The organism is Pseudomonas sivasensis, from assembly GCF_021391435.1.
GTDB classification, from domain to species: domain Bacteria; phylum Pseudomonadota; class Gammaproteobacteria; order Pseudomonadales; family Pseudomonadaceae; genus Aquipseudomonas; species Aquipseudomonas sivasensis.
The window spans coordinates 5,474,603-5,488,355 of the sequence record NZ_CP090029.1 but is presented as its reverse complement, the minus strand read 5'-3'; the positions used below and the strand labels follow the sequence as shown (position 1 = coordinate 5,488,355).

10 protein-coding genes and 2 pseudogenes are annotated in these 13,753 nt (G+C 61.9%); 7 read left to right on the top strand and 5 right to left on the bottom strand.

The window, feature by feature from the left end:
• Positions 1-16 precede the first annotated feature (16 nt).
• From LRO94_RS24835 to LRO94_RS24825, 3 genes are read left to right on the top strand one after another with little or no spacing between them, the layout of a single operon-like run.
• Positions 17-1,753: a type I secretion system permease/ATPase gene (locus tag LRO94_RS24835; RefSeq protein WP_179179846.1), complete on the top strand. Its 1,737-nt coding sequence runs from the start codon at positions 17-19 to the stop codon at positions 1,751-1,753.
• Complete coding sequence (locus LRO94_RS24830) at positions 1,750-3,075, top strand: HlyD family type I secretion periplasmic adaptor subunit (protein WP_407692691.1); 1,326 nt, start codon at positions 1,750-1,752, stop codon at positions 3,073-3,075. The genes LRO94_RS24835 and LRO94_RS24830 overlap by 4 nt, the downstream gene beginning before the upstream one ends.
• A complete protein-coding gene (locus tag LRO94_RS24825) occupies positions 3,072-4,388 on the top strand; it encodes a TolC family outer membrane protein (RefSeq protein WP_179179847.1) in 1,317 nt (438 codons plus the stop codon). Before LRO94_RS24830 ends, LRO94_RS24825 begins: the two co-directional genes overlap by 4 nt.
• A 143-nt stretch (positions 4,389-4,531) precedes the next feature.
• Here the strand turns inward: LRO94_RS24825 and trmA are convergent, their stop codons facing one another.
• A complete protein-coding gene (trmA, locus tag LRO94_RS24820; RefSeq protein ID WP_095186234.1) occupies positions 4,532-5,611 on the bottom strand; it encodes a tRNA (uridine(54)-C5)-methyltransferase TrmA in 1,080 nt (359 codons plus the stop codon).
• Complete coding sequence (locus LRO94_RS24815) at positions 5,608-6,903, bottom strand: NCS2 family permease (protein ID WP_032884654.1); 1,296 nt, start codon at positions 6,901-6,903, stop codon at positions 5,608-5,610. Before LRO94_RS24815 ends, trmA begins: the two co-directional genes overlap by 4 nt.
• A 188-nt stretch (positions 6,904-7,091) precedes the next feature.
• Here LRO94_RS24815 and LRO94_RS24810 point away from each other — a divergent pair, with 188 nt between their 5' ends.
• The 4 genes from LRO94_RS24810 (at position 7,092) to LRO94_RS24795 (ending at position 11,307) form a co-directional block, all read left to right on the top strand.
• Positions 7,092-7,538 carry a DUF4879 domain-containing protein gene (locus LRO94_RS24810; RefSeq protein WP_122753017.1) on the top strand — a complete coding sequence of 149 codons (447 nt, stop codon included), beginning with the start codon at positions 7,092-7,094 and terminating at the stop codon, positions 7,536-7,538.
• Positions 7,539-7,634: 96 nt separating this feature from the next.
• Positions 7,635-8,141 (top strand): (2Fe-2S)-binding protein, encoded by a 507-nt coding sequence (locus tag LRO94_RS24805; protein WP_032884655.1) that lies wholly within the window; start codon positions 7,635-7,637, stop codon positions 8,139-8,141.
• Positions 8,138-9,127 carry an FAD binding domain-containing protein gene (locus LRO94_RS24800; RefSeq protein ID WP_032884656.1) on the top strand — a complete coding sequence of 330 codons (990 nt, stop codon included), beginning with the start codon at positions 8,138-8,140 and terminating at the stop codon, positions 9,125-9,127. The genes LRO94_RS24805 and LRO94_RS24800 overlap by 4 nt, the downstream gene beginning before the upstream one ends.
• The gene (locus LRO94_RS24795; protein WP_179179848.1) at positions 9,124-11,307 is read left to right on the top strand and encodes a xanthine dehydrogenase family protein molybdopterin-binding subunit; all 2,184 of its coding nucleotides are present in this window, start codon (positions 9,124-9,126) and stop codon (positions 11,305-11,307) included. The genes LRO94_RS24800 and LRO94_RS24795 overlap by 4 nt, the downstream gene beginning before the upstream one ends.
• A gap of 141 nt (positions 11,308-11,448) precedes the next feature.
• On the opposite strand, the pseudogene LRO94_RS24790 reads toward LRO94_RS24795, so the two are convergent.
• The 3 genes and pseudogenes from LRO94_RS24790 to LRO94_RS24780 all read right to left on the bottom strand — a co-directional run.
• Positions 11,449-11,637 (bottom strand): annotated as a pseudogene (locus LRO94_RS24790) (MFS transporter); the annotation flags it as partial.
• Between the two features lie 183 nt (positions 11,638-11,820).
• Positions 11,821-12,009 (bottom strand): annotated as a pseudogene (locus LRO94_RS24785) (MFS transporter); the annotation flags it as partial.
• A gap of 183 nt (positions 12,010-12,192) precedes the next feature.
• Positions 12,193-13,440 carry an MFS transporter gene (locus LRO94_RS24780; RefSeq protein WP_032884658.1) on the bottom strand — a complete coding sequence of 416 codons (1,248 nt, stop codon included), beginning with the start codon at positions 13,438-13,440 and terminating at the stop codon, positions 12,193-12,195.
• Positions 13,441-13,753: the final 313 nt, after the last annotated feature.

Here is a 13,753-nt window from a genome sequence, read left to right as displayed (position 1 = left end):
CCACGAGAACCTCCAGATGCGCCACGCCGGCAACGAAACCCTGGCCGCCCTCACGGCCTATAAAAGTGGCTTCTTCAACATCGGCCTGTTCTCGGCGGTGATCAACCTGCTGATGCTGGCCCCGGCGCTTTACATGTTGCAGGTGTACGACCGAGTGCTTGCTTCGGGCAATCAGATGACCCTGTTGATGCTGACGCTGATGATCCTCGGCCTGTTCGGCCTGATGGGCGCATTGGAGTGGGTGCGCAGCCAAGTGGTGATCCGCCTCGGCACGCAGATGGACATGCGCCTGAACCAGCGGGTGTACGACGCCGCGTTCGAGGCGCAACTCAAGGGCGGCACCCAGGCGGCGGGGCAGGCACTGAATGACCTGACGACGCTGCGCCAGTTCGCTACCGGACAGGCGTTGTTCGCGTTCTTTGATGCGCCGTGGTTTCCGGTGTACCTACTGGTGATCTTCCTCTTCCATCCTTGGCTCGGAATGCTGGCGCTGGGCGGCGCGGTGATTTTGATCGCGCTGGCGTGGATCAACCATCATGTGAGCCAGGCGCCGATGGCCCAGGCCAGCCAACTGTCTATCAGCGCGAGCCAGCAAGCCACCGCCAACCTGCGCAATACCGACACCATCGAAGCCATGGGCATGCTTGCCACGTTGCGCGGGCGTTGGTTCAACCAGCACCAGGCGTTTCTCGCGCAGCAGAACCTGGCGAGTGAAAAGACCGCCGCTGTCAGTGCCTGGTCCAAGGGCGTGCGCCTGGCGTTGCAGTCGCTGGTGCTGGGCCTGGGCGCGTTGCTGGCGGTGCAGGGCGACATCACGCCGGGGATGATGATTGCCGGTTCCATTCTGATGGGCCGGGTGCTCACCCCCATCGACCAACTGATCGGCGTGTGGAAGCAATGGGGCTCGGCGCGCCTGGCCTTTGATCGGCTATCGAAGATGTTGGCGGACAACCCCGCGCGCCCGGCGCGCATGAGCCTGCCGGCGCCCAAGGGGCAATTGAGCGTCGAGCAACTCAGCGCCTGCGCCCCCGGCAGCCGTCGGCCGGCGTTGGCTAATCTGGGCTTCAACCTGCCTGCGGGTGACGTGCTGGGGGTGATCGGGCCGTCAGGCTGCGGCAAGTCAACCCTGGCGCGGGTGCTGGTGGGCGCCTGGGCTCCACTGGCCGGCAAGGTGCGCCTGGACGGCGCCGACCTGACCCAATGGGACAAGCAGCAACTCGGCCCACACATCGGCTATCTGCCCCAGGACATCCAACTGTTTGCCGGCAGCATCGCCGACAACATCGCGAGGTTTACCGAGCTGGATGCGGACAAGGTCCTCGCCGCCGCGCAGATGGCCGGTGTACACGACCTGATCCTGCAACTGCCCCAAGGCTATGACACGCAGTTGGGTGAGGGCGGCGCAGGCTTGTCCGGCGGCCAGAAACAACGGGTGGCCCTGGCGCGTGCGCTGTACGGTTTGCCCGCGCTGATCGTGCTGGATGAACCCAACGCCAACCTCGATGAAGTGGGCGAGCAGGCCCTGCTCCAGGCCATCGCCCAGCTCAAGCAGCAGCGTCGCACCGTGATCCTGATTACCCACAAAGCCAATGTGCTGAGCCTCACTGACCAATTGCTGATCCTCAAGGACGGCCAGTTGCAGGCCTTCGGTCCAACGGCGCGGGTGTTGGAGGCGCGGCAGAAACCGGCAGTCAGCAAACCAGTGTCGACCATGAGCATGAGTTACCGCCTCGGCGAAGGAAAACAGGCATGAGCATGAGCAAACCGATGCTGGTCAGCGACGCATCCCATAACGTGCTGGCGCTGGATGACAAAAAATATTCACGCCTGGGCTGGCTGCTGGTGCTTGGCGGATTTGTCGGGTTTATCGGCTGGGCTGCGCTGGCCCCCCTGGACAAGGGCGTCGCGGTGTCGGGCAAGGTGATGGTTTCGGGCCATCGAAAAACCGTTCAGCACCCAACCGGCGGCATCGTCGAGCGTATCGAAGTGCGCGACGGTGAGGTGGTCAACGCCGGCCAAGTGTTACTGCGCTTGAAAGAAACCCCGTTGCGCGGGCAGATGCAGTCGCTGCGCAGCCAGTACCTCGCGTCCTTGGCCACCGAGGCGCGGTTGAATGCCGAAAGCGAAGGGTTGCCTGCGATCACCTTCGGCCCTGAACTGCTGAATGAGCCGCAGGCGACCAACACCCTGAATCTGCAACGGCAACTGTTCAACAGCCGCGCCCAGTCGCTGGCCACCGAGCAACAAGGCCTGCGCGAAACCATCGCCGGGGCCGAAGCGCAGTTGCGCGGCACGCGGGATTCCCAAGCGAGCAAACTGCAGCAACGGGCGGCGCTCAATGAGCAACTGCAAGGCCTGCGCGAACTGGCGCGGGACGGTTATATCCCGCGCAATCGCCTGCTCGACAGCGAGCGCCTTTACTCGCAGATCGACGGCACCATCGCCGAGGACTATGGCCGCATCGGCCAGTTGCAGCGTCAGGTTTTGGAGCTGCGCCTGCGTATCCGCCAGCTCGGCGAAGACTTCCAGAAAGACCTGCGCAGCCAGTTGGCCGAAACCCGCACCCGCAGCGACGACCTGCGTAATCGCCTGGCGTCGGCCGAGTTCGAACTGGCCAACAGCCTGGTCCGCGCCCCGGCGTCCGGCGTGGTGGTGGGGTTGGACGTGTACACCGAAGGCGGCGTGATCAAGCCCGGTCAGGCGCTGATGGACATCGTGCCCCAGGGCGAGCCGCTGTTGGTGGAAGCGCGGGTGCCGGTGCAGATGGTCGACAAAGTGCACCCCGGTTTACCGGTGGAACTGCTGTTCTCGGCCTTCAACCAGGCCACCACGCCGCGGGTGGCGGGTGAGGTGACATTGGTATCCGCCGACCGCCAGGTCGATGAACGCACCGACGAGCCTTATTACACGTTGCGTGCCCAAGTCAGCACGGCGGGTATGCAGCAACTCGCCGGCGCACAGATCCGCCCCGGCATGCCGGTGGAAACGTTCATAAAGACCGGTGAGCGGTCGATGCTCAACTACCTGTTCAAACCTTTGCTGGACCGCACCCATATGGCCTTGGTGGAAGAATGAAGGCGCTGCTGTTTACCTTGTGCGTGAGCTTTACACCGGCTGCGCAGGCCCTGGGGTTGTTGAATGCGTACGACCTGGCGCTGCGCAATGACCCGACTTTTCAGGCCGCCATCCAGGCGCGTGAGGCCGGTGAAGAGAATCGCGTGATAGGTCGGGCGGCGTTGCTGCCGAATCTGTCGTGGAGCTACAACAATTCGCGCAACGAGTCGCAGGTGACCGCAGGTGATGTCACCAGCGACCGCGATTACCGCAGCTATGCCTCGACCCTGACCTTGCAGCAACCACTGCTGGACTACGAAGCCTACGCGCGGTTTCGCCAAGGCACGGCCCAGGCGCTGATGGCCGATGAGCGCTTTCGCGGCAAAAGCCAGGAACTTGCGGTGCGGGTACTCAGCGCTTACAGCCAGGCGTTGCTGGCCCAGGAACGCATCGAGTTGAGCCGCGCGCAGAAACGCGCATTTGCCGAACGCCTGCAACTCAATGATCGCCTGCTCAAAGGTGGCGAGGGGACACGTACCGATGTCCTGGAAACCCAAGCGCGCCTGAGCCTCGCCCAGGCTGAAGAAATCGAATCCCTGGATGCCCAGGACAGCGCCCTGCGAGAGTTGGAAGCCATCGTCGGCCAACCGCTGCAGATCGAAGAACTGGCGCCGCTGACCCGTCAATTCGATATCCCGCCCCTGGAGCCGAACCGTTTCGAGACCTGGCGGGAAATGGCCATGGCCAACAATCCGGAGCTTAAATCCCAGCATCACGCGTTGGACGTGGCGTCCTACGAAGTGGAGCGCAAGCGCGCCGGGCACATGCCCAAGGTCAGCCTGTATGCCAGCAGCCGCCAGACCCGTTCCGATTCGGAAAGCAGCTACAACCAGCAGTACGACACCAACAGCGTCGGCATTCAGGTCAGCTTGCCATTGTTTGCCGGCGGTTCGGTGTCGGCTTCTACTCGTCAGGCGGGCAATCAATTGAGCCAGGCTCAGTACGAACTGGACGCGCAAACCTCGGCCACGCTGGTGGAGTTGCGCAAGCAGTTCAACCTCAATACCAGCGGCGCGGCAAAAGTGCGGGCTTATGAAATGGCCGTTAGCTCCGCCACGGCACTGGTCACCGCGACGAAGAAAAGCGTCAGCGGAGGCGAGCGCGTTAACCTCGACGTGCTCGACGCCGAACAGCAACTGTTCACCGCCCGCCGCGACCTGGCGAACGCTCGACATGCGTATTTGCTGGCCAGGATTCAGTTGAAGTACTACGCGGGACTGCTCAGCGTGCAGGACTTGCGGGCGTTGGCGGGGTATTTCCAACCGTCGGCCTGACAACGCTGTTTGCCAATACACCAAGCCAATGTGGGAGGGGGCTTGCCCCCGATAGCAGTGCGTCAATCAGCAAACCTTCAACTGACCCACCGCCATCGGGAGCAAGCCCCCTCCCACATGTTGAACTGCTACCAGCCTTGGAATTACCGACGAGTCAGCAACACCCCCGATTCCATGTGGTGCGTCCACGGGAACTGGTCAAACATCGCGCATTGCGTAATGCGGTGCGTGTCATGCAACTGCGCAATGTTCGCCGCCAACGTCTCCGGGTTGCAGGAGATGTAGAGAATGTTGTCGAAGCGACGGGTCAATTCGCAAGTGTCCGGGTCCATGCCGGCGCGGGGCGGGTCGACGAAGACGCTGCCAAATTCGTAGCTCTTCAGATCGATGCCCTGCAGGCGACGGAACGGGCGCACTTCATTCAGCGCTTGGGTGAGTTCTTCGGCAGAGAGTCGCACCAGCGTGACGTTATCCACCGCGTTTTCATCGAGGTTGCTCAGGGCCGCATTCACCGAGGTCTTGCTGATTTCGGTGGCCAGCACTTTGCGTACGCGGGTGGCGAGCGGCAGGGTGAAGTTGCCGTTGCCGCAGTACAACTCCAGCAAGTCATCCGGGCGATCGCCCAAGGCTTCGTATGCCCAGTTGAGCATCTTCTGGTTCACCGTGCCGTTGGGCTGGGTGAACGCGCCTTCGGGTTGGCGGTAGCTGAAGGTGCGCCCGCCCACGTCGAGTTTTTCCACCACGTAGTCGTGGCCGATCACATCGCGCTTGCCCTTGGAGCGGCCGATGATGCTGACATTCAAATCAGCTGCCAGCTTGTTCGCCGCCGTGTGCCAATGCTCGTCCAGCGGGCGGTGATAACACAGGGTAATCATCGCATCGCCGGCCAGGGTGGTGAGGAACTCCACTTGGAACAGCTTGTGGCTCAGGGCGGCGCTGGCTTGCCAGGCGGCCTTGAGTTGCGGCATCAACTGATTGATGCGTTGGCTGGCAATCGGGAATTCTTCGATCAGGATCGGCGTGCGCTTGTCGTCCTGGGAGAACATGGCGTAGTGGCGATCTCCGCCTTCGCGCCACAGGCGGAACTCCGCCCGCAGGCGGAAGTTCTGCAGCGGTGAGTCGAATACCTGTGGCTCGGGCGCGTCGAACGGCGCCAGCAGGTCACGCAAGCGCGTGACCTTGTCTTGCAGTTGAACGGTGTAGCTTGCGGCGTCAAAAGTCATGCGTTGAACCAGCCCAGCTTGATCACGAACAGAATCGACAGAATCACCAGCGCTGGGTTCAGCTCACGGTAGCGGCCCGAAAGCAGCTTGATGGCGGTCCAGGCGATGAAACCGAAGGCGATGCCGTTGGCAATGGAGTATGTGAAGGGCATCGCCAGGGCGGTGACCACCACCGGCGCTGCAACAGTAATGTCATCCCAGTCGATTTCTGCCAGGCCCTGGGTCATCAGCACCGCCACGAACAGCAGTGCCGGCGCCGTGGCAAACGCCGGTACGCTGGCGGCCAGCGGCGAGAAGAACAGCGCCAGCAGGAATAGGATCGCCACCACGATGGCGGTCAAACCGGTACGGCCACCGGCGCTCACGCCCGCGGCGGATTCGATGTAGCTGGTGGTGGTCGACGTGCCCAGCAGCGAACCGGCCATGGCGGCGGTGCTGTCGGCGATCAGGGCGCGGCCCATTTTCGGCATGTGGCCGTCCTTGCTCATCAGGCCGGCGCGCTTGGCGACGCCGATCAGGGTGCCGGAGTTGTCGAACAGGTCAACGAACAGGAACGCGAAGATCACGCTGACCAGGCCGATGTCCAGTGCGCCTTTGATATCCAGCTGCAGGAAGGTCGGGGCCAGCGAAGGGGGCATCGAGGTCACGCCGCCAAACGGGGTCACGCCCAGGACGATGGAAGCGATAGTGACCGCAAGAATGCCGATCAGCACCGCGCCGCGCACGGCCAGGGCTTCCAGTGCGACGATCAGCACAAAACCGAGGGTGGCGAGGATCGGGGCCGCTTTTGTCAGGTCGCCCAGGCCTACCATGGTGGCCGGGTTGCTCACCACGATTCCGGCGTTGTGCAGGGCGATCAACGCCAGGAACAGGCCGATACCGGCGGCAATCGCCGAACGCAGGGGAAGCGGGATGGCGTTGATGATCCACTCACGGATGCGGAAGATCGACAGCAGGAAGAACAGCACCGCCGAAATAAACACCGCACCCAGCGCCACTTGCCAGGTGTGGCCCATGTGCAGGACCACGGTATAGGTAAAGAAGGCGTTGAGGCCCATGCCCGGCGCGAGTGCGATCGGGTAGTTGGCGATCAGGCCCATCACGGTCGAGCCGATGGCCGCCGCCAGGCAGGTCGCGACAAATACCGCGCCCTTATCCATGCCGGTTTCGCCGAGGATGCTCGGGTTCACGAACAGGATGTAGGCCATGGCCAGGAATGTCGTGATGCCCGCGAGAATCTCGGTGCGCACGTTCGTGTTGTGTGCCTTGAGTTGAAACAGCTTTTCCAGCATGCCTGCTCCCTGTGACGCTATCTTGCGTCGTGATTTGTTGACCTCTAAGTCAAAGCACAAACTGCGCCAAACGCCTGTGGTTTCAGAGAGGATCGGAAAAAGCGGCGCATCATACCAGCAGCCGAGGCTGTATGGCGCATGGCCTTGAGGCATACTGCGCCGACGTTCAATACCGGGTCATCGACAGCATGAAAAAAGCCAACGCGTGGAGTCTAGCCCTGATCCCTTGTCTCGGCCTGTGGCTGGGTGCGGCACCGGTCTGGGGCGCGACTGCACCGGCCTTGAGCGAAGTGCGCGTGTTCAAGGTCGAATCGGCCAACTGCACCGAAACCATTCCAGAGCGCACCAGCACCACGCAGATGTGCACGCACCGAGGGCCGACCAAGGTGTCGGTGATGGAAGTAGGCCTGGGTAACAACCCGGTCGGCCTCTTCAACGGCGCGGTGCTCAACGGCCAGCGCACGCCGGTGTGTCAGGTCGGCAACGTCAGCCAGGCCTGCGCTGGCGGGGGCACCTTGATGGGCTACATCTATGTGTTTGACCTGAATGTGGAAGCCCAAGGCTGGTTCGAATACAGCAACTCATCGATCAATCCCCCGCGAAACACCTTGAAGACCCTGCTCAATATCCGCTGATCAATCATCTTGAACGCTCAAAACCCCGGGAAGTCGTACCCCTGAGACGGCGACTTTCCTGAACGCCGCGGATGTACACCAACCCGTGAGGTGTTTATGAGCGCGACCCCCAATGGCGCGGCGGCCCAACCGTTCGTCGCCCACTCCATACGCTTGACCCTCAATGGCCAGGATCGTCAGTTGGACGTATTGCCCTGGACCACGTTGTTGGACTTGCTACGGGAACAACTCGACCTGGTCGGCAGTAAAAAAGGCTGCGACCACGGCCAATGTGGTGCCTGCACCGTCCTGCGCGATGGCAAGCGCATAAACGCCTGCCTGACCCTGGCCGTGATGTGCGATGGCGCCGAGCTGACCACCATCGAAGGCTTGGCAACGGGCGACCAGTTGCACCCCATGCAGCAAGCCTTCATCAAACACGACGCCTTCCAGTGCGGCTACTGCACGCCGGGCCAGATCTGCTCCGCCGTCGGCCTGGCCAATGAAGGCCGTGCCCACGACACTGCACAAATCCAGGAATTGATGAGCGGCAACCTGTGCCGCTGCGGTGCCTATACCAATATCCGCGATGCCATCAAAGACGGCCTGGGAGGTGAGCAATGAACCCCTTCCACTACAGCAAACCTGTCGACGTACAGGAGGCCGTGCACCTGACCAGCGGCGCATCGCGTTTTATTGCCGGTGGTACGAACCTGTTGGACCTGATGAAAGAAAACATCAGCCGTCCCGAACACCTGATCGATATCACCGGCCTGCCACTGCATGGAATTGAAGAAACCGCCGATGGCGGCCTGCGGATCGGTGCGCTGGTGAGCAACGCCGACCTGGCCTGGCACCCGCTGATTGAAGAGCGTTACCCGCTGCTGTCCCAAGCCATCCTCGCAGGTGCTTCGCCGCAACTGCGCAACATGGCCAGTACCGGCGGTAACTTGCTGCAGCGCACCCGTTGCTACTACTTCTACGACGCAACGGTGCCGTGCAATAAACGCGAACCCGGCAGTGGTTGCCCGGCCCGCAGCGGGTTGAACCGTATCCATGCGATTCTTGGCGCCAGCGCGCAGTGCGTGGCCACTCATCCGTCGGACATGTGCGTCGCCTTGGCTGCGCTGGAGGCGCGGGTGCATGTGGAGGGACGTGGCGGCGCACGGGTCATCGAGTTCGCCGACTTCCATCGTCTTCCTGGCGATACGCCGCAGCGCGACAACCTGCTGGCCGACGATGAGCTGATCACTGCAATTGAATTGCCCGCCGACCATCTGGCACGTCACAGCCACTATTTGAAGATTCGCGATCGCGCGTCTTACGCGTTTGCCTTGGTCTCAGTCGCCGCAGCCCTTGAACTGGACGGCGACACTATCGTTGACGCTCGCCTGGCCCTCGGCGGCGTGGCCCACAAACCTTGGCGTGACCGCGCGGTAGAAGCCGCGCTGATCGGTCAGACTGTCAGCCGCGAAACCTTCAGCAACGCCGCCGACGTGCTGCTGCAAGACGCCGAGCCGCTGGAACATAACGGCTTCAAGATCAAGCTCGCGCGCCGCGCAATTATCCGCGCGCTGAGCGACGCCGCCGTTGCAGGAGAACAGCCATGACCGCTATCGGTAAACCCTTGAACCGTGTCGACGGTCTGCTCAAGGTCACAGGCCAGGCGCGTTACGCCGGTGAGTTTCCTGAGGATGGCCTGCTCCATGGCAGCGTGGTGTCCAGCACCATCGCCAAAGGCCGTGTTATCAACATCGACGCGTCCAAAGCGTTAGCGCTACCGGGTGTGGTGGATGTTATCCATCATCTCAACCGCCCGAAAATCGCCAGCTATGACGACGCCTTCGCCGATGACGATGCGGCGGATGGCTCGCCGTTTCGCCCGCTGTACAACGACCGCGTGCTCTACAGCGGTCAGCCCCTGGCATTGGTCATCGCCGATAACCTGGAGTTGGCGCGACACGCCGGCTCGCTGGTGCATATCGACTATGAGTGCGAGGAGTTCGAGACCGATCTGCTCGCCCAGCAGGAACTGGCCTATCCCTCGCCGCAAACCCCGCCCAAGCCGCGCGGTAACTTCCAGGCTGAATGGTCCGGCGCGGCCATCAGCCTCGATCTGCACTACAGCACACCCATTGAACACCACAATCCGATGGAGCCCCACGCCAGCACCGTGCTGTATCAGCCGGATGGCACCCTGCACATCCATGACAAGACTCAGGGCCCGCAGAACTGCCAGGCCTATGTGCAAAAAGTCTTCGGCCTGGATAAAAGTCAGGTGCGCATCTTTGCTGCGTTCGTCGGGGGCGCCTTCGGCTCTGGTCTGCGCCCGCAGTACCAATTGCCTTTGGCGGTGATGGCGTCTCTGGCGCTCAAGCGTTCGGTGCGGGTCACCCTGACGCGCCAGCAGATGTTCACCTTTGGCTACCGCCCGCGCACCCTGCAGCGTTTGCAGATGGGCGCCGCCGCCAACGGCCGTTTGCTGGCGCTGGGGCATACCGCGATTGGCCAGACCTCGCGCTTCGAGGACTTCAGTGAACACGTGGTGGAATGGAGCGGCATGCTCTATCACTGCGACAACGTGCAGCTTACTTATAAGTTGGTGCCGCTGGATGTCTTCACGCCCCTGGACATGCGCGCGCCAGGCGCCGCGTTGGGCGTGATTGGCCTGGAATGCGCCATGGATGAACTGGCCTGCGCCCTGGGCATGGACCCGGTGCAACTGCGGCTGATCAACTACGCCGAACGCAACCAGAACGAAGATAAACCCTGGTCGAGCAAAGCCCTGCGCGAGTGTTACCGCGAAGGCGCCGAGCGTTTCGGCTGGAAGCAGCGCAACCCGGAGCCGCGCAGCATGCGCGACGGCCGCCAGTTGATTGGTTGGGGCATGGCCGGCGGGGTGTGGGAGGCCATGCAAATGAAGGCCAGCGCTAAGGCGCGCATCGATTCGCTGGGCAAATTGACGGTCAGCAGCGCCACCACCGACATCGGCACCGGTACGTACACGGTGATGACCCAGATCGCGGCCCAGGCCAGTGGCGTGGCTGTCGACGATGTCAATTTTCTACTCGGTGACTCGTCTTTACCCACCGCGCCGTTGCAGGGTGGATCGTTTACCGTGTCTTCAGTGGGCACTGCCGTGCAGCAAGCCTGCGAAGCGTTGACGGCCAAACTGCTGAGCATTGCCCGCCAGACTTACCCGGTGTTCAAGGACGCCGAGTCCGTTCGCTTTGAAGACGGCCAACTGCACACCGGTGACGTGAGTGTGTCGCTGGCGCAGTTGGTCAAGGACAGTGGCGAAGACGCATTGGAAGTGCAGGTCGACAGCGAGCCGGACAAAAAACGCGAGGGTTACGCCACCGCCACCCACTCGGCGGTGTTCGTCGAGGTCCAGGTGGACGAAGACCTGGGAACAATCAAAGTGCGGCGTGTGGTCAGCGCGATTGCGGCCGGGCGCGTGGTCAATCCGAAGATGGCCCGCAGCCAGATTCTCGGCGGGGTGGTGTGGGGAATCGGCATGGCATTGCACGAAGAAACCCAGATCGACCATCAACTGGGGCGCTACATGAACCACAGCCTGGCCGAGTACCACATCCCGGTGAATGCCGATATCGGCGAGATTGACGTGGTATTTGTCGAAGAGCACGACGAGATCGTCAATGCACTGGGTTCCAAGGGTGTTGGCGAGATCGGCATTGTCGGGGTAGCGGCGGCGGTAGCCAACGCGATTTACCATGCCACCGGCAAGCGGGTGCGGGAGTTTCCGATCACCCTGGATAAGGTGCTCTGACGCGGTCCAGCAAGCATTGAAGATCCAAACGTGGGAGGGGGCTTGCTCCCGATGGCGGAGTTTCAGTCCAAGCATAAGTTGGCTGATCCACCGCTATCGGGAGCAAGCCCCCTCCCACATTGACCTTATTGCCACATTGAATCACGCAGCGGGCTTGATGCTTTCCTCCACCGGCACATGCATACGATCCCGATTCGCCAGTGTCGGGAACAGTTTTATCCACACTCCGGTTACCACCAGCGTACCGATTCCGCCCATGACCACGGCGGGCACGGTGCCGAACCAGTGCGCGGTGATACCGGATTCGAACTCGCCTAACCACCGGCAAGCGGGGGCGGGAGTTTCCGATCACCCTGGATAAGGTGCTCTGACGCGGTCCAGCAAGCATTGAAGATCCAAACGTGGGAGGGGGGCTTGCTCCCGATGGCGGAGTTTCAGTCCAAGCATAAGTTGGCTGATCCACCGCTATCGGGAGCAAGCCCCCTCCCACATTGACCTTATTGCCACATTGAATCATGCAGCGGGCTTGATGCTTTCCTCCACCGGCACATGCATACGATCCCGATTCGCCGGTGTCGGGAACAGTTTTATCCACACTCCGGTTACCACCAGCGTACCGATTCCGCCCATGACCACGGCGGGCACGGTGCCGAACCAGTGCGCGGTGATACCGGACTCGAACTCGCCTAACCACCGGCAAGCGGGGGCGGGAGTTTCCGATCACCCTGGATAAGGTGCTCTGACGCGGTCCAGCAAACATTGAAGATCCAAACGTGGGAGGGGGGCTTGCTCCCGATGGCGGAGTTTCAGTCCAAGCATAAGTTGGCTGATCCACCGCTATCGGGAGCAAGCCCCCTCCCACATTGACCTTATTGGCACATTGAATCATGCAGCGGGCTTGATGCTTTCCTCCACCGGCACATGCATACGATCCCGATTCGCCAGTGTCGGGAACAGTTTTATCCACACTCCGGTTACCACCAGCGTACCGATTCCGCCCATGACCACGGCGGGCACGGTGCCGAACCAGTGCGCAGTGATACCGGACTCGAACTCGCCTAACTGGTTGGACGCGCCAATAAACAGCCCGTTGACCGCACTGACCCGGCCGCGCATTTCATCCGGCGTCTCCAACTGCACGAAGGAGGCGCGAATGACCATGCTGATCATGTCCGCCGCGCCCAGCACCACCAGCACCGCCAGGGAAAACCAGAACGAGGTGGACAGGCCGAAAGCAATGGTCGCCACGCCGAACACGCCGACAGCGGTGAACATTACCCTGCCAACTTTGCGGTCCACCGAAAAGCGCGCCAGCCACAACGACATCAACAGTGCGCCCACCGCCGGTGCCGAACGCAACAGGCCCAGGCCCCAGGCGCCGGTCAGCAGGATGTCCTTGGCGAACACCGGCAGCAACGCGGTGGCGCCGCCCAGCAGCACGGCGAACAGGTCCAGGGAAATAGCGCCGAGGATGTCCGGGCGGCTGCGGATAAAACGGATGCCGGCCAGCAGCGAGTCCAAGGTGGCCTTGCCTTTGTTCAGTGGGGTCTGGCGGGCGGGCAGGTTGAGGGTCAGCACGCAGGCGATGATGTACAGCACCACCGTGGGGCCATACACCCAGACGCTGCCGAACGCATAAAGCAAACCGCCGAGCGCCGGGGCGACGATGGTGGCCAGTTGCTGGGCCGACTGTGAAGACGCCACCGCACGCGGGAACAGCGCACTGGGCACGATGCTCGGCAGCAGCGCCTGGGTGGTGGGCAATTCAAACGAGCGCGCGGCACCGAGCAGGAAGGCGAGGATAAAAATCATCTCGCGGGTCACGTTGCCGGTCAGGCCGCCGATGGCCAGGGACAGGGCAATCAGCGCCTGTACGGTCTGGCAGATGGCTGCGACTTTGCGCCGCTCGTAGCGGTCGGCCACGTGTCCGGTGTGCAGCATGAACAGCACCCGTGGCACGAACTCCACCAACCCGACCAGACCCAAGTCCAGCACATTGCCGGTCAGTTGGTACAGGTTCCAGCCGATGGCCACGGTGAGCATCTGGAAGCCGCTGGCGGTGAAAATCCGTGCCAGCCAGAACGCGATGAAAGGGCGGTGATGACGCAACAGCAACACGGGTTCACTAGGCATCGGGAATTCGGGTCGAGGCGAGAGGGAGCCGCGAGATTAGCATTAAGTTGTAACAGATAGTTGCTAGAGCTGGGCTGAGGCAGTCTGTCACGCGGCAAAAGACCACATAACTGGACACAGAAAATGGGACTACTCTTTCAGTAATGCTTGATCCAGATCAAAACCTCCGTGGGGATTGATCTGGCGGCCGCAAGGCCAGAATCCCTACGTGGCTGGTAAAAAAAGAAACGAATTGAAATTCGCCACACTCCATATCCGTGGGGGCAGTGGGTGCAGGCTTCCGCCAGCAGCCGGTATTACCTGACAGAGGAAG